The sequence below is a fragment of the Amycolatopsis sp. NPDC049868 genome (assembly GCF_044461365.1).
Lineage (GTDB): Bacteria > Actinomycetota > Actinomycetes > Mycobacteriales > Pseudonocardiaceae > Amycolatopsis.
Map to the genome: position 1 here is coordinate 273932 of NZ_JBITKV010000010.1, position 20792 is coordinate 294723.

Here is a 20792-nt window from a genome sequence, read left to right on the forward strand (position 1 = left end):
ACCACTCTGACGGTAGAGCACTGCGGTTGTAAGATGCAACCATGGTGAAGCGGACGACGTTCGACGAAGCCTCCTGCCCGGTGGCGCGCTCGGTCGACACGATCGGCGACTGGTGGTCACTCCTGATCGTGCGCGACGCCTTCGACGGCGTCCGCCGCTTCGGGGAGTTCCAGCGCAGCCTCGGTGTCGCGAAGAACATCCTGTCCGCCCGGCTGCGGGCGCTCGTCGGGCACGGAGTGCTCGACCTGGTCCCGGCCTCGGACGGGAGCACGTACAGCGAGTATGTCCTGACGCCGAAGGGGCGAGACCTGTTCCCGGTGATCGTCGCGCTGCGGCAATGGGGGGAGGCGCACTTCTTCGCCGAGGGGGAGCCGCGGTCGGAACTGGTGGACCGCGACGGCCGGCTTCCCTTGCGGGGGCTGGAGATTCACGCCTCCGACGGGCGTGTGGTCGGGCCGGACGACACGGTGGTCGTGAAGCCGCCGTCCTCGTGAGTGGGGCCCTCCCAGGTGAGTCAAGCCTGGAAGGGCCCCGACCGGATACGGGGAGCCCGGAGGGCGGTACCCGACGGAGCCCGAATCACCGTCGGTCCCGGTACCTCCCGGCGTCCCCAGGGGGTGGCGGTGGGTGCGGAGGCCCAGCTACCCACCGCCACCTGAGGGGACCGCGGCCGCCGCGCGCGGCCCCGGTCCGTTCACGCTCCCGGGTCACCCGGCGGGAACGCGAGCCCAGGGCATCCTTTCCAGTACGGGGACGGCCTCGGTCGGCGTCTCGGACAGGAAGTCCCGCTCGAAGGGAGCGAGAATGTCCTCGCCGATGGGTGTAGCCGCCAACGAGGGTTCGGCGGGCGCGGGGAACACCGGCTCGGGCACCGGCAGCCGCCGGTCGAGTTCGGCGGTCCAGTGGATCATCGCCTTCGGCCGGTCCCAGCCCGCCGCGCCGATCAGCCTGCCGTCGCGGACGAAACCGGTGACCCCGTCGGAAAGTTCGATCGTGTCCTTGCCCAGCGAAGGCATCCCGACGGTCTGCAGTCGCGCGTCGTAGAGGGACGACCAGGCGCGGGGGAGCGGCGTGTACGGCCGCGCGTTGCCGCGGCCCAGCATCAGGCTTTCCGCCGCCGCGCGCCCGGATTCGACGCCGTTCATCCAATGCTCGACCCGCCGCGGGGTCTCGTCGATCCGCAGGTTCGGCCATTTCGCGACGTCACCGGCGACCACGACGTCCTCCGCCCCGGTGGCGAACAGGGTCGCTTCGCACAGGACACCGTCGTCGATGGTCAGCTCCGACCCGCGCAGCCAGTCCACGGCCGGCACGCTGCCGATCGAAAGCACCACGCAACTGGCCACCAGGAACTGGTTGTTGGTCAAGTGCAGGCCGACCGTCTCCTTGGTGCTGATCCAGTTCCGCACCTCGGTGTTCATCGCCAGCTTGGCGCGATGGTGCTGATGCTCCTTGGTGAGCGCCGACGCGATCCGCTCCCCGAAGCGGTGCAAAGGCGCCTTCGCGTGACCGATGAGCGTGACGTCCCGGCCCATGTACCGCATCGACGCGGCGAACTCGTTCCCGATCAGGCCGCTGCCGATCACCACGACGGACTTGTTGCTGTTGCCCAAAGCCCTCCGGACGGCCAGTGAATCCTCCACTGTGCGCAGTACCCGGACCCGGGGATCGTGGCGCGGCGAGCCGGGCAGATGCCGGGGGTAGACGCCGGTCGCGATGATCAACCCGTCGTACCAAAGGGATTCCCCGCCGGGCAGATGCACCGTGCGTTCCTTGCTGTCCAGCCAGGTCGCGCGGGTGCCGAGCCGCCAGTGGACGTCCAGGTCGACGTAGGGCTCCAGGCTCGCGGCCACCGGTTTCACCCCGCCGGTGATGAGCTCCTTCGACACCATCGGCCGGTGGTACGGCTTCCGCGGCTCGTCGCCGACCAGCACGATCTCGCCGTCGAAACCGAGCTCCCGCAACCGTTCCGCGGAGCGGAGCCCGGCGACGCCCGCGCCGACGATGACGATCCGATCTCCGTCACTCATCGTCGTACGCCCCTTCTCCCTTGACTCTGATGGCTTGTTTCGGGCAGAGCCGCGCGGCGGAGATGGCCTGGTCCAGCCCGTCCCGGTCGACCATCCGGCGGATGCGGAGCTTGCCGTCCGGTCCGATCTTGAAGGTGGACGGCGCCTCCATCTCGCAGAAGCCGAAGATCTCGCACCGCTCGTTGTCGACGCTGACGCGGGTGCCACGCCGTATGCTTCCGAAGATCATTTTTCGTCTCTCCAAGTCTTCAGACCAGTTCTTCGACCAGGCCCAGCCGTTCCAGGTACCGGGTCGGCGTGAACCGCAGCGCGGTCAGCAGCACCACGGGGACCAGCAGGGTGATCCCGCCGAACCACAACAGGCCGAGATGTCCGTTGGCCATGGCGCCGAAGAACGAATGCAGCGCGGTGATCGCGACCGCCGGATAGGCGAGGCGGTGGATCCACAGAAAGCGCCGATAGGAACTGAACCGGCTGATCCCGCCGGTCAGCGCGACGGCGAGCATCACCTCGAGCCCGACGACGCCGAGCTCGTGCCGCGCCAGTGTGCCGGGCAGGAGCGGGATCGTGATCTGCGCCAGGGTGAAACCGTCGGGCAGGAACAGGAACGACATCGCGTGCACGACGCCGAACGACAGCGTCAGGATGCCGAGCACCATATGCGAGTTGCGCAGCGCCTTTCGCCCGGTCAGCGACTTGATCCAGCCGGTCGCGGTGAACACGCCCCAGCACAGGGTGAGGCACATGAAGCCGTACGAGATCCGGGCGGAGGTCTGCGCCATGCCCTTGATGCCGGGGTCGGTGTCCGCTTTCTGGGTCAGCACGATCACCACCTCGGACCACTGGTCATACATTGATCTCTCCTGGGGCACTGGGAACCGGATCCGGTTCGAGGGCGGCCGCGCGTTTGCGGGTCCGGGTGTTCTTGCTGCGCAGGGTCCGGATGGCGAAGAACAGTCCGCCGCCGAGCACCACCGCGAGCAGCAGGCCGAGCACGAGATCGCCGAAGCCGACGTCCATCGCGGCGTTGGCCGAATTCGACTGCGGCGCCGGGGCTTCCGGCATCAGCGACTGGTCGACGACGCCGGTGCTCTCCAGCAGGGTCATATGCCGCAGCACCGCCTGGTTGGCCGTGGTGGCGTAGTCGCGGACGACGTCGTTGCGGGTACCGGCCCTGACCTGCGCGATGATGGGGAACAGCACGCCGTGCGCGTACCGGAGCCGGTTGGCGAAGATCCGGTCGAACTCGGTGTCGTCGCGGGCGGCCTTCATCTCGCCGAGCCACGCGGACTGCTGATCCGACGGCTCGGCTGGCAGGGCGATGCCGAACCGGTCGGCGATGGCGTGCGTCGCGGTGTCGAGCCTGCCGTGGTCGATCATCAACGTCCGGCCGACTTCGCGGGTCCGCTTGCTCTTCCCGCGTTCCTGCGCCCACATCCCGGCGGGCATTTCCCACAGCCCGGCCAGTTTGACGTTGACGATCAGGTTCTTGTCCGCCGCGGAGAGGTCTTGGGCGTGCGCGTCGCCTACCGCGCCGAAAAGGCTCACCACGGCCGCGGTCAGCAGGACGATCAGCGGGCGGGCGAGTCTGGGGAGGTCAGATGCCGAGGTCATCGGCCTGCCAGGTCTCGGCGGTGAGCAGCACTTTCGTCCCGTCCGGTTTGGCGGGGAACCACGCGTCGTCGGCACCCTGCCCGCCGGTGTTGCCGGGCATCGCGTCCTTGGCGTTGCGGTAGAGCGGCCAGCCCGCGAGCGTGATCTGCTCGGTGCCGTCGTCCCTGGTCACGGTGCCGACCAAGGCACGATCGATCCCGGTCACCACGAGGTCGGCGCCCGCCTTGGCGGGAATCCAGGTCCGCGCACAGGTTTCGGTGCAATTCGACTTGGGCGGATTCACCGTGTCCTTGTCGTAGCGGTAAAGCGTGAAGCCGTTTGTGTCGGTGACGATCGGCCCGAGGTCGAACAGGGTCGCCGCCGTGACACCGGGGGCGGGTTCGGCCGCGGGGTCGGGCATTCCCGGGATCTGCGCCGTTCCGGCGGTGGAGGCCGCTCCCGGCGAGCCGTTCGGTCCCGCGGTACCGGTGGTGCAGGCGGCGGTCAGCGCGACCGCGGCCAGGATGTAGGGCAGGGGTATGACCGAGCGTGACACGGGGTTCACGGAAATCCTCCTGTCGGGGCAGAGGAGAACGCCATCACCGCGGGGAGATGGTGTGCAGGCAGCTTCAATTCCACTGTGGACAGTCAAGATCCACAGTGGATTCGGCGGTGCGGGGGACAGCGCCGGGTCGGGGTCTTCGGTAGGGGATACGGTCACGGGGAGAGAACGGTTCAAAAAACTTTCCCCCGCCCGGTGAGCCGGGCCGGAACGGTTTTGGTACTGGACTTATCGCCCCTGATCCCACAAAGATGTGCCGCGTGGGACGCCACTCTCGGATACTGCAACCAATGGTCGATCATGAACCCGCGTCGAACGGGCATGACGACCTCGTCAGGGCGTTGTACCAGGAGTTCGGATCGAGCCTGATGGCGTTCGTGCTGAAGCTGACCGGCCACGATCGTCAGTGGGCCGAGGACGTGGTCCAGGAGACGCTCATCAAGGCGTGGCGCAACGCCGGCAAACTCGACCGGCAGCCGGAAATGCTGCGCGCCTGGCTGTTCACCGTGGCCAGGCGCATCGTCATCGACGGCTGGCGGAGCCGGAGCGCCCGCCCTCAAGAGGTGGAGGAACTGGAGTCGGATTCGATCGGAGTACCGGACGAATCGGAGAAGACGCTCGCGGCCATGATCGTTTACGAGGCCCTGCGCAATCTTTCCCCGGAACAACGTGAAGCAGTCCAGCAGACCTACCTGCGTGACCGCACCGTGAACGAGGTCGCGGCGACGCTGGGGGTTCCGCCGGGTACGGTGAAATCGCGGATCCACCATGCTGTGCGCGCGTTGCGCAGGGCGCTGCAGGAGCGGGGGTGAGCGAGGTGTCCGGAGCGGTCCACACGGATATCGCCGCCTACGTGCTGGGCGTCCTGGGCGAGGAGGATCACGCCAGGTTCGAGGCACATCTGCTGGAGTGCCCCGACTGTCAGGTCGAGCTGGTGGAGATGTACCACCTGCCCGACATCCTGGACATGGTCAAGAAGAGCTGGCCCGACCCGCCCGTGAAGGGCCCGGGCCCCCGGGTGTTGCGGATGCTGCTCGCGGACGCCGCCAAGGCGGGCCGCCGGCGCAAGGTGATCCGGCTGGCGACGGCGGCCGCCGTGCTCGTGCTCGTCGTCGGCGGGCCGCTCACGGTTCTCTCGCTCACCGATCGTGAGCCGGTCACCACGCAAGCCGCGCCCTCCGTCGTGACGTCGGTGGTGCCGTCTCCGTTGTCGTCCCGTGAGCGCGAGGCGGGCCCGGACGGCGGCGCCGCCCCGTTCGGCTGGTCGGAAGCCGGCAACGCCGTCGCGGCCGAGGTCACGGTGCAGGAGAAGGAGTGGGGCAGCGCCGTCGAGCTCGAACTGCGCGGCCTCATCGGGCCGATGACCTGCCAGCTTTTCGCCTACTCCCACGGCGGAGAGGCCTACGTCGTCAACAACTGGAGCGTGCCGTCCAAGGGGTACGGCGTCCCCGGTTCCCCGGATCCCCTCGTCATCACCGGTTCGACGGCGTTGCAGAAGGCCGACATCGAACGGTTCGAGGTCCACAAGCGCGACGGCACCGTGCTGGCCGTCGTGCGCCGGTAGTCTTATAACGGAAAGATAACGGCCGGATCGCGTTTTGAACCGGATCCGCCTGGGGGCCGTATCTCCAGATAGCCGGATCTGAATCGGCGGGCGAACAGAAGGGTTCGCCGCGAATTCGGTTATTCCCGTATTCGACAAATGCGTGGCTCATGCCCGGGTGCGAGTGATCGGCGTGCCCGGAAACGAATGAGGTGAGCAGCCAATGGCACGAAATCAAGGGCGCCATCGTATCGCCCGCAGGACCAAGATCGCGACCGCGTTGCTGGGCCTGTCGATCGCGGTCGGCGGGCTGGTGGTGTCCACCACGACCGGCGACCCCGAGCGCGCCTCCGCGGACGAGGTGGACAGGTCGCAGTTCGTGGACATCACGAAGGTACGGCCGAACGTCGACGAGCCGAGGCCGGGCCGGAACGCGTCCACGGGTTCGTTCACCGTCGACTGCGGCAGGAACGAGAACGGGCATTTCAATCCCGACAACTTCATCGCGCAGCCGGGTATCCGCAACGGTGCCCAGCATCTGCACGATTACGTCGGAAACCTGTCCGCGAACGCGGATTCGGACAACGACAGCCTGCTGGGCGCCGGTACCACCTGCCGGAACGGTGACGAGTCGGCGTACTTCTGGCCGGTGGTGCGGATCGACACCGAAGAAGAAGGCGGGCGACAACAGAACCGCGACGGCGACCGGAATCGACAGCAAGACCGGAACAATCAGGACCAGAACAATCAGGACCAGAACAACCAGAACGACGAGCAGGAGCAGGCTCAGCTGGAAGAACCGAACGCGGACAACGAACTCGCCGGCAACGACGGTGAGATCCAGCGCCCCGCGGTCGTCGACATCACCTTCAAGGGCAACGCCAGGGAGAAGGTGAAGGAGATGCCGAAGTTCCTCCGGATCCTCTACGGTGACGCGAAAGTCAGCACGAACGGCCCCGCCAACGCGCGGGAGAGCTGGACGTGTACCGGCTTCGAGGACAGGATCATCAAGCAGTACCCGATCTGTCCCGAGGGCAGTGACGTCAAGCGGGTGCACACGTTCCCGAGCTGTCTCGACGGGAACGAAATCGACAGCGAGAACCACCGGGACCACATCAAATACCCCGACGAGAACGGCGAATGCGCCAACGGCCTGACCGCCGTCCCGGAGCTGACCATCTCACTGACCTACCGGATCCCGCGGCAGATCCAGGTCAACGGACAGTACAAAGTGGACTCGTTCCCGGAGGAGGACCACAACCCCTTCTCCGACCACGACGATTTCGCGAACGTGATGCCGGACCGGGTCATGGACCGCCTCGTCGACTGCGTCAACGAAGGCCGCAAGTGCCGCGAATGACGCCCTGAAGCGGAAGCAGGAACCTGCGAAGAGAAAGGAAGAATCTCCGGCCCGGCGGGTCCCCCCTACACCTCACCCACCCGCCGGGCCGGCCCTACTCGAAACCGATCGACACAACTGAAGAACGCTCCGCAAGCATTCACCTCGCCCTGCCGGCGGCTTCCCGAGGGAAGCTCGCCGGCAGGGCTCTTTCGGTAGGTTGGCGGCATGGGTGAGCAAAAGGACCGCATGCTGCGTGGCGAGCTGTACCGGGACAACGACCCCGAGCTGGTCGCGGATCGCAGGCGCGCGCAGGCCCTCGTCGACCGGTTCAACGGCACGGGCGCCGAGGAGACCGGTGAGCGGGACACGATTCTGCGTGAACTACTGGGAAAACTCGGTGAGGGTTCCTGGATCATGCCGCGGTTCCAGTGCGACTACGGCTACCTGATCGAGATCGGCGCCAACAGTTTCCTCAACTACGACGCCATCCTGCTCGACTGCGCGCCGATCAAGATCGGCTCGGACTGCTCCATCGGCCCGCGCTGCCAGCTGTTGACCGCGCTGCACCCGATGGAGGACCACGAGCTGCGGAGGCAGCGCTGGGAGTCGGCGGCGCCGATCACCATCGGCGACAACGTCTGGTTCGGCGGCGGCGTGATCGTGTGCGCCGGGGTGACCATCGGGGACGACGTGGTGGTGGGCGCGGGCAGTGTCGTCACACGTGATCTGCCGTCGAAGGTGTTCGCCGCGGGCAACCCCGCCCGCGTCATCCGGGCGCTCTAACGGTCCACGGGCGTGATCTTGGTGCGCCTGCTGTGCTCGAAGACCATCGACGTGCGCACGTCGGCCACTTCGGGACGTTCGGTCAGCTTGTCGATCACGAAGGCGTAGAGGGCGTCGTTGTCGGGGACCGCGACATGCAGGATGAAGTCTTCGGTCCCGGTGGTCACGTAGAGCCCGACGAGATCGGGCAGCGCGTTGACCCAGTTCCGGAAGCCCTCGATGTTCCGCCGCGAGGGCGGGCGCACCCGTACCGCGATGAGCGCCTGCACCCCGCGGCCGATCGAGGGCAGGTCCACGTCGAGCAGCGCGCCGCGGATCACGCCGCGTTCGCGCAGTCCTCGGGTGCGGTCCAGTGCGGTGGTCGGCGAAACGCCCACCGCGGCGGCCACCTCGCGGTTGGTCTTCCGTGCGTCCGACTGCAGTTGCGCCAGGATCGCCTTATCAAGTTCGTCCAACCGCGCCATCGCAGCCCTCTCGCCGTATTAAGTACGAACCCGGTGGACTGTACTCGTATGTCCTCCTAACTTGGCCTTGTTCATCCGTTGAAGTGAGCAGGAGACCAGCTGAATGTCCGAGTACGGTACGGCCATCGGATTCGCCCCCGAGGAGATCGACTTCACCGCGTCCACCCGGTCGGCCCGCTTGAAGTGGGTGATCGTGGTCAACAGCGAGCTGCCGCCCGGCCGCGCGGTCAACGCGGCGGTCTGCACGGCTGTCGCCACCGCACGGGGCGTCACCGGTCTCCTCGGCGACGAAGCGGTCGACGCCGGCGGCGAGCACTACACGGGTTTGCCCTGGGTCGGCTGCTCGATCCTGTCGGCCGACGCCGGGAAGCTGCGGGCCATCCGCGCCAAGGCCGCGGCCTCGCCGGGCTGCCACGTCGCCGACATGCCCGCCGTGGCCCAGCAGATCCGGGTCTACACCGATTTCCTCGCGACGATGAAGGAGATCCCGACCGAGGAGATGGACTACTGCGCGATCGGCATCGTCGGCCCGCGCAACCGGATCGACAAGCTGGTCGGGAAGCTGCCGCTGATGCCGTGACTCAGCCTTCGAGCAGACTCCGCAGTGCTTCGGCGAACTGGGCGGGGTTCCGCTGCGGCGCGAGATGCGCGCCGGGTACCTCGGTGAACGGCAATCCCAGCTCCAGCGCGAGGATTTTCGCAGGCTGGTAGTGGTAGTGCCCGCGGCTGCCGACACCGGCGACGGGGACGATCTCGGTCCTGCTCCTGCGCAGGGCGCGCAGATCGGGAAGATAGTCGAGGATCTCGGCCAACTCGCGGCCGAACAGCCGCTTCCAGTCCTCCTCGTTCGGCAGCCGGATCGCGCGCAGTTCGGGCAGCGCGGCACCGGCGATCCCGTCGGTGAACCGCTTGAACGCCCCCATCAGGTCACCCGCCTGGGCGAGCCGGACCTGCGCGTTGGCCTCGTCGAGCCAGCCGAGCGCGTCGGGCAGCAGCTGGATGGCGGGCGGTTCGTGCGCGACCAGCATCGTCGCCGCGTCGGGATAGCGGGCGACGAGGTCGAGGCCGATCATGGCGCCCGCGCTGGTCCCGAACACGCTCGCGGGCCCGCCCCCGACGTGCTGGAGCACCGCGTGGGCGTCGTCGGCCTGCTTCGGCACGCTGACCGGGCCGGTGCTGGTGTCCGTGCTGCGGAAGTGACCGCGCCGGTCGTAGGTGACGACGGTGTAGTCGTCCGCGAGCAGCTTCGTCATCGCCCGGAAGGTGTCCGCCGAGCCGAGCCCGCCCGCGATCAGGAGCAGAAGCGGCCCTTCACCGGTGCTGCGGACGTACAGCTCACCGTCCTCGACCGGACAACGACTCTCCGAGATCATGGCCGAAGTCAAGCACAGCGCGCCCGGCCGCTCACTCCGAGGCCAGCCGCCGCAGGATGCCGGTGGCGTCGGCGACGATCGTCTCGATCAGGTCGGCGACCGCGGGCAGGTCGTCGAGCAGGCCGACGACCTGCCCGGACGCCAGCACCCCGGCGCTCCGGTCGCCCTCGACCAGGCCGGCGCGCAGCAACATCGGCGTGTTGGCGGCCATCAGGACCTGCGACCACGTCCGGTCGCCGCCGCGTTTCATCCGCAGTCCTTCGGTGGCCAGGGAACGCCACGACAACCCGGTCAGCTTCCGGAACTTCGCGGCGTTGCGCGCGGCGCGGGCGAGCCCGCTCACCGGACCGGCGGACTCGAGCGCGTCGACCAGTTCCGTCCGGAGCACGCGATGCGGCATGCCGTCCACCTTGCGGGTGACGACGGTGCCGTTGAGGTCGCGGGCGAGGTACGCCTGCTTGATCTCGTCGGGGACGGTGCTTTCCCTCGTCAGGAGGAACCGGGTGCCCATGGCGACCCCGGCCGCCCCGTAGGCGAGCGCGGCGGCCAGCCCCCGGCCGTCGAAGAAGCCGCCCGCCGCGACCACCGGGATGTCGACCGCGTCCAGTACCGAGGGCAGCAGCAGCGTCGTCGCGACCCCGCCGGTGTGCCCGCCGCCCTCGCCACCCTGCACGATGACGGCGTCCGCGCCCCAGCCCGCGACCTTCTCCGCGTGCCTGGCCGCGCCGACCGAAGGGACGACGAGCACGCCGTTGTCCTTGAGCCGCGCGATCATGTCCTTCTTCGGCGCGAGCGCGAAGGACGCGACGCGGACTTCCTCGGTGATGAGCAGCTCGACCCGGCGTGCGGCATCGTCGGCGTCCGCGCGGAGGTTGACCCCGAACGGCTCCGCCGTGCGGCTCTTGACCTCCTTGATCGCCGCCGCCAGCTCGTCGTAGGTCATCGTCGCGGACGCGAGGATGCCGAGGCCGCCCGCCTCCGCCGTCGCGGACACCAGCCGCGGCCCGGCGACCCAGCCCATCCCGGTCTGCACGATCGGATGCTTGATGCCCGCCAGTTCGGTCAGCGCGGTCTTCATGACGGAACTTCCTTGTCCCGCAAGGACTTCGGATCCAGGCTGGTCCGGATCAGGAGCAGTTCGGACTCGGTCGGCGACCGGGTCTCCGTGACACCGTCGGTGATCAGCGGGAACGAAGTCGCTTCGACGACCTCGTCCACGGAAACCCCAGGATGTACGGAAAGCAGCCGTGGTGCGTGGTCTTCGCCGCCGAAGTCCAGGACCCCGAGGTTCGTGACGACCCGATGGACGTCGTGATACCGCAAGCCGGCTTCGCGCGCCCTGGCGTAGCCGACACCGGACACGACGTCGACCCGATCGACGAAGACCCGCTTGCCGTGCCTGGGAACCCAGTAGCTCGTGCGGTGGTTGGCCGTGTTGCCCGGCCCGCCCCGAACGCCGAGAAGTTGTTTCTTGGGCTGGGAATGCTCGCCGATCGCCGAGATGTTCTGGTTGCCCTCGCCGTCGATCTGGTTGGCGCCCATCACCACATGCCGCTTTCCGCGTGGCACCACGGTGTCGAGGACCTTGCGGAACGGCTGCCAGCCTTCGACGACGGCGTCCGGGGTCATCAGGTACGCCTCGCCGTCGGACAGCAGGATGTCCGGCTCGAACGTCAGCCTGGCGAGGCGCGCGCCCAGCGACGGGATGAAACCCATGGGGCTCACCACGATTTCGCCGTCACCGCGGAACAGTTCGGCACAGGCCACGACGGCCACTTCGGCACGGCTGATGTCACTCACGCGGACTCCCCGAATTCGGCGACGGCCTTCTGATAGTGCGCTTCGTCCCCGGACAGGAACCTGTCGACGAATCCCGGCCACGCGTCGAGGTCCTTGGCCGATTCGGCGTAGTGGCGCTGGAAACGTTCGTCGCGGCCGTAGTCCGGGACGGCGGTGGTGAAATGCGCGCCGTTCGGTGTTTCGGCCACCCCGGTGACGAGCATCCGGCTCAGCAGCAGGCTCTGCACCGGACCCGCTTCGGTGAGCTCGGCCGTCTCGACGATCTTTTCCGTGGATACGTAACACTTGTCGGCGGCGAGCGCGAACAGCTCGTCGAAGTACGGATCCGGTCCGAGATACTGCGCGTTGCCCCGGGCGTCGGCGCGGTTGAGGTGGACGAAGGCGGCGTCGAGCCTGAGCGCGGGCACGGCCAGCAGCTCTTCGGCGTCGTCGTACGGCGAACGGACGGTGCGCAACGACGGGTTCAGGTCCAGCACGCCGGAGCCGAGGCCAGCCCGCGTCGGCAGGAAGGGAAGTCGTTGCGCGGCAGCGGAAAGCCCGGTGCCGAAAACGCCTTCGTCGTATTCCGTGACGGTGATCGCCGCGGATTCCCGCGCCCGGGAGAACCACGGGTCATAGGGGATCGAGTCGAGCGTGACGAAGCCGAAGACGAGATGTTCGATCTTGCCCGCCGACGCCAGCAATCCGACGTCGGGACCGCCGTAGGAGACCACGGTGAGATCCTTGACCGGCGAGCGCAGGATCGCGCGCACCAGCGCCATGGGCTTGCGCCGCGAGCCCCAGCCGCCGATCCCGATCGTCATGCCGTCCTCGAGTTCGGCGGCGATCTCGTCCGGCGTCATCCGCTTGTCGGCCATCACTTCCCCTTACCGTCCAGGAATTCCTGGCGCGCGCCGTCCGAGACGCCCGCCAGGTTGAGTTCGAAGGTGAATCCCTGCTCGAAGCGGTAGCTGCGGTGCACGGGCTGGACGTCTATGCCGTTGATGGCCTGTTTCGCGGCGCGGATGACGCGGGTGTCCTTCGCCGCGATCTGCCGCGCGACGCCGAGCGCGGTCTCGTCGAGTTCCTCTCGCGGGACGACGGCGTAGACCGAGCCGTGGTGGTGCAACTGGGCCGCGGTGATCGTGGAGGCCGTGTAGTACAAGGCCCGCATCAGATGCTGGGGGACCAGTCGCGCGAGATGGGTCGCCGCGCCGAGTGCGCCGCGATCGACCTCGGGGAGCCCGAAGGTCGCGTCCTCACTGGCGATCACCACGTCCGCGTTGCCGACCAGGCCGACCCCGCCGCCGAGGCAGAAACCCCGCACCGCGGCGATCACCGGGACCGCGCAGTCGTACACCGCGGAGAACGCCGCCGCGCAGCCCTCGTTCGCGCCGATCAGTGCGCCGTATCCCGGATCGCGCTGGATCTCCTTGATGTCGACCCCCGCGTTGAACCCGCGGCCCTCCGCGCGCAGCACCACCACGTGGGTCGACCGATCGCGTCCGGCTTCGGTGACGGCGGACGCGAGGGCGAACCATCCCTTCACGCTCAGCGCGTTCACCGGGGGCTCGTCGACCGTGACCACGGCGATGCCGGGCTCCGGTGAGTGGGTGGAAACGGTCATCTTGCACCCTTCGCCGCTACCAAACCTAGCACTTGCTTGGTACGTTAGCAGGACGTCCGGCCCGGGTACAGCGACCGTGAAGGAGGCCCGGCATGGCACTCGAACTCCGGCTCGACGGCGCCGTGGTGCTGGTGACCGGTGGGGTACGCGGCGTCGGCGCCGGTGTCACCAGGACTTTTCTGCGCGCCGGCGCCGAAGTCGTCACCTGCGCCCGCACCGAACCAGAGCGGCCGGTCTGCGCCGGGGACAAGGCGTCGACCTTCATCTCCTGCGACGTCCGCGACCCAAAAGAGGTCGACGCGCTCGTCGAAGAGGTCGTCCGGCGGCACGGCAGGCTCGACGTCGTGGTCAACAACGCGGGCGGCGCGCCGTACGCCGAGGCGGCGAACGCGTCGCCGCGGTTCCACGAGAAGATCGTCGCGCTGAACCTGCTGGCACCGCTGACCGTCGCCCGTGCGGCGAACGCCGTCATGCAGGAGCAGGAAAGCGGCGGTGTCATCGTGAACATCAGCAGTGTCAGCGCGACGAGACCATCACCGGGGACCGCGTCCTACGGTGCGGCGAAAGCGGGCCTGGACAACCTGACCGCGTCGCTCGCCGTCGAATGGGCGCCGAAGGTGCGGGTCAACGGTCTCGACGTCGGCATGGTGCGGACGGAGCACTCGCATCTGCACTACGGCGACGAGGCGGGAATCGAGGCCGTCGGCGCGACCGTCCCGTTAGGACGGTTGGCGGATCCGGACGAGATCGGTTCCTGCGCGGTGTTCCTGGCGTCCCCGCTGGCCTCCTATGTCAGCGGAGCCTGCCTGACCGTCCACGGCGGGGGAGAGGTGCCTGCCTTCCTCGCCGCTTCCAATTCCTTGGTGAAAGAACGAAAGGAGCCGGTGTGAGCGGGATCGCCGACGGCCGGATCGTGGTGGTGACCGGAGCCGGTCGCGGTATCGGACGGGCGCACGCGCTCGCGTTCGCCGCCGAGGGCGCGCGGGTGGTGGTGAACGATCTCGGCGCCGGGATCGACGGGAGCGGCGGTTCGGCGGGGCCCGCGCAGGACGTCGTCGACGAGATCGAGGCGCTCGGCGGCAAAGCGGTGGCGAACACCGACGACATCGCCTCCTGGGACGGCGCCGCGGCACTGGTGCGGACGGCCGTCGAGACCTTCGGCGGACTGGACGTCCTGGTCAACAACGCGGGTTTCCTGCGCGACCGGATGCTGGTCAACCTCGGCGAGGACGAATGGGACGCCGTCATCCGCGTCCACCTGAAGGGGCATTTCGCACCGACGCGGCACGCCGCCGAGTACTGGCGAGCCGAGGCGAAGGCGGGCCGGACACGGGTGGCGCGGGTGATCAACACCAGTTCCGGGGCCGGCCTGCTCGGCAGCGTCGGACAGGGGAACTACGCGGCCGCGAAATCCGGCATCCTGGGTCTCACGCTGGTCGCGGCGACCGAATTCGCGCGCTACGGCGTCACCGTGAACGCGATCGCCCCGGCCGCCCGCACCCGGATGACCGAAGTGGCCTTCGCCGACGACATGGCCGCGCCGGAGGACGGTTTCGACGCCATGGCACCGGAAAACGTGTCGCCGCTGGTGGTATGGCTCGGCAGCGAGGAGTCGTCCGGGGTCACCGGCCGGGTGTTCGAGGTCGACGGCGGACGCGTCTCGATCGCGCAGGGCTGGCGGCACGGCACGGTGCGGGACAAGGGTTCCCGGTGGTCACCTGCCGAACTCGGTCCCGTCGTGGCGGAGCTGCTGGCGGAGGGTCCTGTGCCCGAACCCGTTTACGGCGCTTAGTTCTTCGGTGCTGTCTCGTGAGTGCCGCACTCACGTGATCGAAGCCGGAACTCGCGTGATCAGAGGCGGAACACCCGAGTGCGGCGTCCAATCACGCGAGTCACGTCTCTGATCACGCGAGTCACGCCTTCGCTTACGAGGCGTCTCGCGTCAGGTCCCGGATCTCGGGCCACGGCCGGAACCCGCCCGATTTGTAGGTTGTCACGGCGGCGACGTTGGAACTGGGCGTGTTCACGGTCGCGCTCGACGAACCGAGCTCCTGGAGCGCGGCCGCCGCGGCGAGGGTGATCGCCCGGCCGTACCCGTGGCCTCGCTGGTCCCGGTGCACGCCCATCGGTTCGAGCAACCCGGGACTGCCGGGACCGGCCGACCACACGGCCACCGCCGCGACGGCGTCGCCTCGGTCGTCATAGCCGAGCAGGCACCGGGCATCGGCGTACGGCGCTCCGGCCGTCATCGTCCGCCACTTTTCGGCAGTGAACGTCGATCCGTCGAACGCCGCCCCGATCACGCCGGCCCACACGGGCGCCAGCTCTGCTCCGACCGTCTCGATCCGCAGGTCCGGGGCCTTCACCGGCTCGGTGAGGTCGAGGCTCAGCGGTGTCCACGGCTCCTCCTCGTCGACGTGCCAGCCCTGTCCGGGCAGTACGTCATGGAGCAGCGCGTCCATCGGCGCCTCGACGAAGACCTTTCCCGCGGGCAGGACACCACGCTCGGGGGTGGCCACGTCTTCGGCCAGCCGTCGCGCCAATTCCTCGTCCCGGCGGACGTCCGGCGCGGTCGTGAGCCGCAGGAGGTCGGCTCCGTCGAGGAACCCGACGGCGAGGATCCGGCCGTCCCGGCGCCAGATCCGGACCGTCTCGGCCGTCGCGGCCGCCCCGTTACGCCAGAACCAGCCGAGGTCACCGGGATGCAGTTGCCACGCCACCCCATCGGACTGCCACTCCCGCAACGCGGCCACGGCCTCGTTCAGTCCGGCGGGTCCCGGCTTCTCCAAGCTGATCAGCATCTCGTGATCACACACCATGCCACGGGGAGCCGCATCTGGTTTTAGGCGGGGCAAGATGGGGGAGTGAAGTCACTTCAGCGCCGTCTCTGGGAAGCGGTCGAGCCGCTGCACGCCGTCGTCTACTTCGCCCCCGAGACCGCGGCCGCGGCCAAGGCGGCAGGCCTGCCCGGCTGGTGGATGGGCTATTTCGCGGGCCGGGTCGCGCCGCTGGGGCCGCTTCCGGAAGCACCCGCGACCGCGATGCTCTTCGGGTTCGCCCCGAGGATGGTCGCGCGATCCCTGCCGGACGCTTGGAAGTACGCCGATCCGGCCATCGTCCTCCGGAGCCGGATGGACGCCGTCGAAGAAGCCCTGAACCGTATCTTGCCCGCCGACGCGCCTTTCGGGGAACTCGCCGATCTGCTCGAACAAGCCGTCGCAGGCTGCGATTACGCGGCCAGGCCGCTGGCCGCCGCCTGGTCCTCGGTCGCCAGGCCCGCGACGCCGGCGGGCCGGGTCTGGCTCGCGGCGACGGTGCTGCGCGAGCATCGCGGGGACGGTCACGTGCTTTCCGCCGTCGCCGCCGGGCTGCGCGGGCTCGACACGACACTGACCCACATCGGCAGTGGGGCGGTGACCCGCGACGTCATCCAGATCAACCGTGGCTGGTCCGACGACGAGTGGGACGCGAGCGTCGCGCGGCTGTCCGGACGGGGAATCCTCGACGGCGATCTCCGCCTCACCGACCCGGGAATCGCGCTGCGCCAACGGATCGAGGACGAGACCGACCGCCTCGCCACCGGTCCGCTCGACGCCTTGGGGGAGGACGGGGCGGCCGAGGTCATGCGGATCGCCGTCCCGCTGAGCCGCCGGATCTTCGACACCGGCGCGATCCCGCTGCCGAACCCGATGGGGGCGCCGCGGCCCTGACCGCTCGAAACTGTCGGACCCCGGTGGGACGCTGGTGCGCATGGCGACGTGGCAGCAGTTCAGTGAAGAGGCACCCGTGGTGGCGGCCAAGGTCAAAGAGCGGTTCACCGCGGCGAAGTCGCATGTGCTGGCGACGGTCCGGCGGGACGGTTCGCCCCGGGTCAGTGGCAGTGAAGTCGATTTCCGTGAGCAGGATCTGCTGATCGGTTCGATGATCGGCGCGATGAAGGCGAAGGATCTGCGGCATGACGGCAGGTTCGCGATCCACGCCGCCTCGGCGATCGACGAGGGCGGCGCGGACGCGAAGGTGTCGGGAAAGGCCGTCGAGATCACCGATCCGGCGGAGGTCGCCCGCCTGCAGGGCGACGACGGAGAGGCGCACGTCTTCCGGCTCGACCTCACCGAGGTGGTGCTGACCTGGGTCGAGGGCAACACCATCTATTTCGACTTCTGGAAGGAGGGCCAGGGGCTCAAAAGGCTCGCGAGGCCGGACAACGGTCCGGTGGTCGAAGTCGCCTTGGGCTAGACGCTAGATCCGTTCGATGATCGTGCCGGTGGAAAGCGCGCCTCCGGCGCACATCGTCACCAGCGCGGTGCTCGCGTCGCGGCGTTCCAGTTCGTGCAACGCCGTGGTCAGCAGGCGGGCGCCGGTGCTGCCGACGGGATGCCCGAGCGCGATCGCGCCGCCGTTCACGTTGACCTTGGCCTCGTCGGGCCGGTGCACCCGTTGCCACGACAACACGACCGATGCGAACGCCTCGTTGACTTCGAAGAGGTCGAGGTCGCCGATCGTCATCCCCGCCTTGGCGAGGACGCGTTCGGTCGCCTGCACGGGGCCGTCGAGGTGGTAGTACGGCTCCGCGCCGACCAACGCCTGCGAGACGATCCGCGCTCGCGGCTTGAGGCCCAGTGCCTTGGCCCGGTCCGAGTCCATCAGGAGGAGCGCCGCGGCGCCGTCGGAGATCTGCGACGACGTCCCGGCCGTGTGCACGCCGCCGTCGAGGACGGGCTTGAGCTTGGACAGGCCTTCGACGGTCGTCTCGCGAAGCCCTTGGTCGCGCGACACCAGCCGGGTCTCGCCGGTCGGCGTGCCGTCCTCGCCGAGCACGGGTGCCTTCACCGCGGCGACCTCGCGATCGAAATGCCTTGCGGCCCACGCGGCGGCGGCTTTGGCCTGCGAGTCGTTCCCGAACCGGTCGACGTCGGGGCGGGTGATCCCGCGGCGCTGGGCGATGCGCTCGGCCGCGCCGAACTGGTTCGGCATGTCGATCGACCACGACTGGGGCCTCGGCGTGCCGATGCCCTCGCCGCGGTTCGCGCCCAGCGGGACCCGGCTCATCGCCTCGACGCCGCACGAGACGCCGGCGTCGATCGCGCCCGCCGCGATGAGCCCGGCGATCAGATGCGTCGCCTGCTGCGCCGAGCCGCACTGGGCGTCGATGGTGGTCGCGCCCGTGGTCTCCGGGAGCCCGGCGTGCAGCCACGCCGTGCGCGTGACGTTGCCCGCCTGCTCGCCTGCCTGGGTCACGGCACCGCCGATCACCTGTTCGACCAGCGCGGGATCCAGTCCCGCGCGGTCGAGCAGGGCGCGCTGCGCCGCGCCGAGGATCTCGGCGGCGTGCAGCCCCGCCAGGTGCCCCCTGCGCTTGCCGATAGGGGTGCGGACCGCCTCGACGATCACCGGACTACCCACGTTCGCCTCCTGGGAAACACTGTTCACTACCCAGAAAAGTAGAACACGTTCTTGATTTGGGCAAGCTGCCCCAGGGTTGGCCGGATTTTGATCACTGGTCGTCGTTTTCGCTTCTTGCAGGGGTCGCAAGATCAACGCGAGTCGAGTAAACGGGTTTCACTGAAACTCTTCACTTGGTAAACGCCGTATGCTTCAATCGGGTCTAGAACGTGTTTCATTGGCGAACCGCGTAGGAGGTAGCCCGTGGCCGCTCCCCTGATCCCCGCCGGTTTCGATTTCACCGATCCGGATCTGTACGCCACCAGACTGCCTCTGGAGGAGTTCGCCGAACTCCGCCGTACGGCGCCGGTCTGGTGGAACCCTCAGCCGCACAACACCGCGGGCTTCCGCGATGACGGCTACTGGGTGGTCAGCCGGCTCGATGACGTCAAGGCGGTGTCGAGGGACAGCGAGCTGTTCTCCTCCCGGGAGAAGACCGCGATCATCCGGTTCGACGAGAACATGACCGACGACAGCCTCGAAGCCAACCGTCTGGTCCTGCTCAACATGGACGCCCCACAGCACACGAAGCTGCGCCGGATCGTGTCGAAGGGCTTCACGCCGAGGTCGATCGCGAAGCTGGAGGACACCCTGCGCGATCGCGCCGAGCGGATCGTCAGCGAGGCCAAGAAGAAGGGCTCCGGCGATTTCGTCGTCGACGTCGCGTGCGAACTTCCCTTGCAGGCCATCGCCGAACTGATCGGCATCCCGCAGGAAGATCGCCTGAAGATCTTCGACTGGTCGAACCAGATGGTCTCTTACGACGACCCCGAGTACGAGGTAGAGCCGCTCGCCGCGTCCGCGGAGATCGTCGGCTACGCCTGGAACATGGCCGAAGAACGCCGCAAATGCCCGATGGACGACATCGTCACGAAGCTGGTGCAGGCCGATGTCGACGGCGAATCGCTGGCGTCGGACGAGTTCGGCTTCTTCGTCATCCTGCTCGCCGTCGCGGGCAACGAGACCACTCGCAACGCGATCACCCACGGGATGAAGGCGTTCCTCGATCACCCCGATCAGTGGGAGCTGTACAAGAAGGAGCGCCCGAAGACCGCACCGGACGAGATCGTCCGCTGGGCCACCCCGGTGGTCGCCTTCCAGCGCACCGCGACCCGGGACACCGAACTCGGCGGACAGCACATCCGCAAGGGCGACCGGGTGGGGATGTTCTACAGTTCCGCGAACTTCGACCCGGACCACTTCGACCAGCCGGAGAAGTTCGACATCCTCCGCGAGGACAACCCGCACGTCGGTTTCGGCGGCACGGGTTCGCACTATTGCATCGGCGCCAACCTCGCGCGCCTGGAGATCGATCTGATCTTCAACGCCATCGCCGACGTCATGCCGAACATCACCGAACTCGCCCCGCCCGACAGGCTCCGGTCGAGCTGGCTCAACGGGATCAAGCACTACCAGGTCCGCTACGCCTGATGCCGTGGGGCACCATGGGGCCATGGGTCCCCACGTGCAGGTCGACGTCGAGATGTCCTTCCGGGTCACGAAACCCGGCTCCGCCGCGTTCGTGATCGCGCTCGCCGGTGGGGCCGGGCAAGAGGAGTTCGGCTATCCCGCGCCGCCGCGCCAGGTGGCGTTCGAACACGGGACCAGGGCCCAGGTCGTCGATCTGCCGCCCGGTGAACACGTCGTGCGATACCGGGCCGGGCACACTCTCGGCCCGGTCGACGCCGAGCCCGCCGGCATGGACGACGTCATCCGTTACACCAGGCCCAGCCGGTACTGCCCCTCGGACCGGATGGGCGGGCTCGCGCTGTCCCGCTTCGGCGGTCTGCCCGACACGCGCACCCAGGTGGAGGCGATCGTCCGGCACGTACGCGAGCACCTGTCCTATGTGGTCGGTTCCGGTTCGCCGACCGACGACGCCGTCGACACCTACCTCGCCGGGGAAGGGGTTTGCCGCGACTACGCGCACGTCTGCATCTCGCTGTGCCGTGTGCTGGACATCCCCGCCCGGTTCGCCGCCGTCTACGCGCCCGGACTGTCCCCAATGGACTTCCACGCCGTGTTCGAGGCCGCGATCGACGGCCGCTGGTACGTGTTCGACGCCACCGGCCTCGCGCCGAGGCAGAGCCTCTGCCGGATCGCCACCGGACGGGACGCCGCCGACACCGCGTTCCTCTCCACCCTCGGCTGTGAGCTGGACTTTCTCGGCAACACCGTGCTGGCGACCGCGGGCCCGTCGCTGCCGGAGGACGACGGCTCGCGGCTCGTCGCGCTCGCTTGATCGCGTGTTGCC

At 68.5% G+C, this 20792-nt stretch carries 25 protein-coding genes; 12 read left to right on the forward strand and 13 right to left on the reverse strand.

All coding sequences use genetic code 11. The annotated features are described in order from the left end of the window. Nucleotides 1-41: 41 nt before the first annotated feature. The gene (locus ACIBTM_RS33935) at nt 42-494 is read left to right on the forward strand and encodes a winged helix-turn-helix transcriptional regulator (protein WP_395881218.1); all 453 of its coding nucleotides are present in this window, start codon (nt 42-44) and stop codon (nt 492-494) included. A 213-nt stretch (nt 495-707) separates the two neighbouring features. On the opposite strand, the gene ACIBTM_RS33940 is transcribed toward ACIBTM_RS33935, so the two are convergent. The 5 genes from ACIBTM_RS33940 to ACIBTM_RS33960 are packed head-to-tail and all read right to left on the reverse strand — an operon-like array spanning nt 708 to nt 4188. Continuing rightward, complete coding sequence (locus ACIBTM_RS33940; RefSeq protein WP_395881219.1) at nt 708-2030, reverse strand: NAD(P)/FAD-dependent oxidoreductase; 1323 nt, start codon at nt 2028-2030, stop codon at nt 708-710. Continuing rightward, the gene (locus ACIBTM_RS33945; protein ID WP_007033644.1) at nt 2023-2259 is read right to left on the reverse strand and encodes a ferredoxin; all 237 of its coding nucleotides are present in this window, start codon (nt 2257-2259) and stop codon (nt 2023-2025) included. Before ACIBTM_RS33945 ends, ACIBTM_RS33940 begins: the two co-directional genes overlap by 8 nt. Before the next feature lie 19 nt (nt 2260-2278). After that, a complete protein-coding gene (locus ACIBTM_RS33950) occupies nt 2279-2884 on the reverse strand; it encodes a ferric reductase-like transmembrane domain-containing protein (protein WP_395881220.1) in 606 nt (201 codons plus the stop codon). Beyond that, nucleotides 2877-3644 carry a DUF4142 domain-containing protein gene (locus ACIBTM_RS33955; protein WP_395881221.1) on the reverse strand — a complete coding sequence of 256 codons (768 nt, stop codon included), beginning with the start codon at nt 3642-3644 and terminating at the stop codon, nt 2877-2879. Before ACIBTM_RS33955 ends, ACIBTM_RS33950 begins: the two co-directional genes overlap by 8 nt. Continuing rightward, entirely contained in the window at nt 3628-4188 is a 561-nt protein-coding gene (locus ACIBTM_RS33960; protein ID WP_395881222.1) for a hypothetical protein, read from the reverse strand. Before ACIBTM_RS33960 ends, ACIBTM_RS33955 begins: the two co-directional genes overlap by 17 nt. A gap of 287 nt (nt 4189-4475) precedes the next feature. Here ACIBTM_RS33960 and ACIBTM_RS33965 point away from each other — a divergent pair, with 287 nt between their 5' ends. The 4 genes from ACIBTM_RS33965 to ACIBTM_RS33980 all read left to right on the forward strand — a co-directional run bounded on the left by ACIBTM_RS33965 (nt 4476) and on the right by ACIBTM_RS33980 (nt 7853). Then, the gene (locus ACIBTM_RS33965) at nt 4476-4997 is read left to right on the forward strand and encodes a sigma-70 family RNA polymerase sigma factor (protein WP_233621466.1); all 522 of its coding nucleotides are present in this window, start codon (nt 4476-4478) and stop codon (nt 4995-4997) included. Next, on the forward strand, nt 4994-5749 hold the full coding sequence (locus ACIBTM_RS33970) for an anti-sigma factor family protein (protein WP_395881223.1): 756 nt from the start codon (nt 4994-4996) through the stop codon (nt 5747-5749). Before ACIBTM_RS33965 ends, ACIBTM_RS33970 begins: the two co-directional genes overlap by 4 nt. Before the next feature lie 202 nt (nt 5750-5951). Continuing rightward, complete coding sequence (locus ACIBTM_RS33975; protein WP_395881224.1) at nt 5952-7088, forward strand: DUF1996 domain-containing protein; 1137 nt, start codon at nt 5952-5954, stop codon at nt 7086-7088. A gap of 207 nt (nt 7089-7295) precedes the next feature. Next, a complete protein-coding gene (locus ACIBTM_RS33980; RefSeq protein WP_395881225.1) occupies nt 7296-7853 on the forward strand; it encodes a sugar O-acetyltransferase in 558 nt (185 codons plus the stop codon). Here the strand turns inward: ACIBTM_RS33980 and ACIBTM_RS33985 are convergent. Next, a complete protein-coding gene (locus ACIBTM_RS33985) occupies nt 7850-8317 on the reverse strand; it encodes an Lrp/AsnC family transcriptional regulator (protein WP_378445247.1) in 468 nt (155 codons plus the stop codon). The two genes, ACIBTM_RS33980 and ACIBTM_RS33985, sit on opposite strands and share 4 nt — an antisense overlap. A 103-nt stretch (nt 8318-8420) precedes the next feature. Between ACIBTM_RS33985 and ACIBTM_RS33990 the strand changes: the two genes are divergently transcribed. Next, a complete protein-coding gene (locus ACIBTM_RS33990; RefSeq protein ID WP_395881226.1) occupies nt 8421-8897 on the forward strand; it encodes a DUF2000 domain-containing protein in 477 nt (158 codons plus the stop codon). A 1-nt stretch (nt 8898) separates the two neighbouring features. Here the strand turns inward: ACIBTM_RS33990 and ACIBTM_RS33995 are convergent, their stop codons facing one another. From ACIBTM_RS33995 to ACIBTM_RS34015, 5 genes are read right to left on the reverse strand one after another with little or no spacing between them, the layout of a single operon-like run. Next, complete coding sequence (locus tag ACIBTM_RS33995; protein ID WP_395881228.1) at nt 8899-9690, reverse strand: alpha/beta fold hydrolase; 792 nt, start codon at nt 9688-9690, stop codon at nt 8899-8901. A 31-nt stretch (nt 9691-9721) separates the two neighbouring features. Beyond that, nucleotides 9722-10768 carry an NAD(P)H-dependent flavin oxidoreductase gene (locus ACIBTM_RS34000; RefSeq protein WP_395881229.1) on the reverse strand — a complete coding sequence of 349 codons (1047 nt, stop codon included), beginning with the start codon at nt 10766-10768 and terminating at the stop codon, nt 9722-9724. After that, complete coding sequence (locus ACIBTM_RS34005) at nt 10765-11490, reverse strand: CoA-transferase subunit beta (protein WP_395881230.1); 726 nt, start codon at nt 11488-11490, stop codon at nt 10765-10767. The genes ACIBTM_RS34000 and ACIBTM_RS34005 overlap by 4 nt, the downstream gene beginning before the upstream one ends. Next, nucleotides 11487-12347, reverse strand: coding sequence for a CoA transferase subunit A (locus tag ACIBTM_RS34010; RefSeq protein WP_395881231.1), 861 nt, complete (start codon nt 12345-12347; stop codon nt 11487-11489). The genes ACIBTM_RS34005 and ACIBTM_RS34010 overlap by 4 nt, the downstream gene beginning before the upstream one ends. Next, nucleotides 12347-13096, reverse strand: coding sequence for an enoyl-CoA hydratase family protein (locus ACIBTM_RS34015; protein ID WP_395881232.1), 750 nt, complete (start codon nt 13094-13096; stop codon nt 12347-12349). The genes ACIBTM_RS34010 and ACIBTM_RS34015 overlap by 1 nt, the downstream gene beginning before the upstream one ends. 92 nt (nt 13097-13188) lie before the next feature. Between ACIBTM_RS34015 and ACIBTM_RS34020 the strand changes: the two genes are divergently transcribed. Then, entirely contained in the window at nt 13189-13986 is a 798-nt protein-coding gene (locus tag ACIBTM_RS34020) for an SDR family oxidoreductase (protein ID WP_395881233.1), read from the forward strand. Continuing rightward, complete coding sequence (locus ACIBTM_RS34025) at nt 13983-14888, forward strand: SDR family oxidoreductase (protein WP_395881234.1); 906 nt, start codon at nt 13983-13985, stop codon at nt 14886-14888. Before ACIBTM_RS34020 ends, ACIBTM_RS34025 begins: the two co-directional genes overlap by 4 nt. Nucleotides 14889-15021: 133 nt before the next feature. On the opposite strand, the gene ACIBTM_RS34030 is transcribed toward ACIBTM_RS34025, so the two are convergent. Continuing rightward, nucleotides 15022-15897, reverse strand: a complete 876-nt coding sequence (locus tag ACIBTM_RS34030; RefSeq protein ID WP_395881235.1) for a GNAT family N-acetyltransferase — start codon at nt 15895-15897, stop codon at nt 15022-15024. A gap of 63 nt (nt 15898-15960) precedes the next feature. On the opposite strand from ACIBTM_RS34030, the gene ACIBTM_RS34035 reads away from it, so the two are divergent. Together ACIBTM_RS34035 and ACIBTM_RS34040 are read left to right on the forward strand one after the other, a co-directional pair. Beyond that, the gene (locus ACIBTM_RS34035; protein ID WP_395881236.1) at nt 15961-16806 is read left to right on the forward strand and encodes a hypothetical protein; all 846 of its coding nucleotides are present in this window, start codon (nt 15961-15963) and stop codon (nt 16804-16806) included. A gap of 40 nt (nt 16807-16846) precedes the next feature. Further along, the gene (locus ACIBTM_RS34040; RefSeq protein ID WP_395881237.1) at nt 16847-17332 is read left to right on the forward strand and encodes a pyridoxamine 5'-phosphate oxidase family protein; all 486 of its coding nucleotides are present in this window, start codon (nt 16847-16849) and stop codon (nt 17330-17332) included. A gap of 3 nt (nt 17333-17335) precedes the next feature. Here ACIBTM_RS34040 and ACIBTM_RS34045 read toward each other — a convergent pair whose 3' ends face one another. Next, nucleotides 17336-18499, reverse strand: coding sequence for a steroid 3-ketoacyl-CoA thiolase (locus ACIBTM_RS34045; RefSeq protein WP_395881238.1), 1164 nt, complete (start codon nt 18497-18499; stop codon nt 17336-17338). Nucleotides 18500-18742: 243 nt separating this feature from the next. On the opposite strand from ACIBTM_RS34045, the gene ACIBTM_RS34050 reads away from it, so the two are divergent. Both ACIBTM_RS34050 and ACIBTM_RS34055 read left to right on the forward strand, forming a co-directional pair. Further along, entirely contained in the window at nt 18743-19969 is a 1227-nt protein-coding gene (locus ACIBTM_RS34050; protein ID WP_395881239.1) for a cytochrome P450, read from the forward strand. Between the two features lie 22 nt (nt 19970-19991). After that, nucleotides 19992-20780: a transglutaminase family protein gene (locus ACIBTM_RS34055; protein ID WP_395881240.1), complete on the forward strand. Its 789-nt coding sequence runs from the start codon at nt 19992-19994 to the stop codon at nt 20778-20780. Nucleotides 20781-20792 lie beyond the last annotated feature (12 nt).

What these genes read in the sequence shown, in the direction of transcription:
- ACIBTM_RS33935 (WP_395881218.1), top strand. Translation starts at nt 42, where the DNA reads ATGGTGAAGCGGACGACGTTCGACGAAGCCTCCTGCCCGGTGGCGCGC.
- ACIBTM_RS33940 (WP_395881219.1), bottom strand. Translation starts at nt 2,030, where the DNA reads ATGAGTGACGGAGATCGGATCGTCATCGTCGGCGCGGGCGTCGCCGGG.
- ACIBTM_RS33945 (WP_007033644.1), bottom strand. Translation starts at nt 2,259, where the DNA reads ATGATCTTCGGAAGCATACGGCGTGGCACCCGCGTCAGCGTCGACAAC.
- ACIBTM_RS33950 (WP_395881220.1), bottom strand. Translation starts at nt 2,884, where the DNA reads ATGTATGACCAGTGGTCCGAGGTGGTGATCGTGCTGACCCAGAAAGCG.
- ACIBTM_RS33955 (WP_395881221.1), bottom strand. Translation starts at nt 3,644, where the DNA reads ATGACCTCGGCATCTGACCTCCCCAGACTCGCCCGCCCGCTGATCGTC.
- ACIBTM_RS33965 (WP_233621466.1), top strand. Translation starts at nt 4,476, where the DNA reads ATGGTCGATCATGAACCCGCGTCGAACGGGCATGACGACCTCGTCAGG.
- ACIBTM_RS33975 (WP_395881224.1), top strand. Translation starts at nt 5,952, where the DNA reads ATGGCACGAAATCAAGGGCGCCATCGTATCGCCCGCAGGACCAAGATC.
- ACIBTM_RS33980 (WP_395881225.1), top strand. Translation starts at nt 7,296, where the DNA reads ATGGGTGAGCAAAAGGACCGCATGCTGCGTGGCGAGCTGTACCGGGAC.
- ACIBTM_RS33985 (WP_378445247.1), bottom strand. Translation starts at nt 8,317, where the DNA reads ATGGCGCGGTTGGACGAACTTGATAAGGCGATCCTGGCGCAACTGCAG.
- ACIBTM_RS33990 (WP_395881226.1), top strand. Translation starts at nt 8,421, where the DNA reads ATGTCCGAGTACGGTACGGCCATCGGATTCGCCCCCGAGGAGATCGAC.
- ACIBTM_RS33995 (WP_395881228.1), bottom strand. Translation starts at nt 9,690, where the DNA reads ATGATCTCGGAGAGTCGTTGTCCGGTCGAGGACGGTGAGCTGTACGTC.
- ACIBTM_RS34000 (WP_395881229.1), bottom strand. Translation starts at nt 10,768, where the DNA reads ATGAAGACCGCGCTGACCGAACTGGCGGGCATCAAGCATCCGATCGTG.
- ACIBTM_RS34010 (WP_395881231.1), bottom strand. Translation starts at nt 12,347, where the DNA reads ATGGCCGACAAGCGGATGACGCCGGACGAGATCGCCGCCGAACTCGAG.
- ACIBTM_RS34015 (WP_395881232.1), bottom strand. Translation starts at nt 13,096, where the DNA reads ATGACCGTTTCCACCCACTCACCGGAGCCCGGCATCGCCGTGGTCACG.
- ACIBTM_RS34020 (WP_395881233.1), top strand. Translation starts at nt 13,189, where the DNA reads ATGGCACTCGAACTCCGGCTCGACGGCGCCGTGGTGCTGGTGACCGGT.
- ACIBTM_RS34030 (WP_395881235.1), bottom strand. Translation starts at nt 15,897, where the DNA reads ATGCTGATCAGCTTGGAGAAGCCGGGACCCGCCGGACTGAACGAGGCC.
- ACIBTM_RS34040 (WP_395881237.1), top strand. Translation starts at nt 16,847, where the DNA reads ATGGCGACGTGGCAGCAGTTCAGTGAAGAGGCACCCGTGGTGGCGGCC.
- ACIBTM_RS34055 (WP_395881240.1), top strand. Translation starts at nt 19,992, where the DNA reads ATGGGTCCCCACGTGCAGGTCGACGTCGAGATGTCCTTCCGGGTCACG.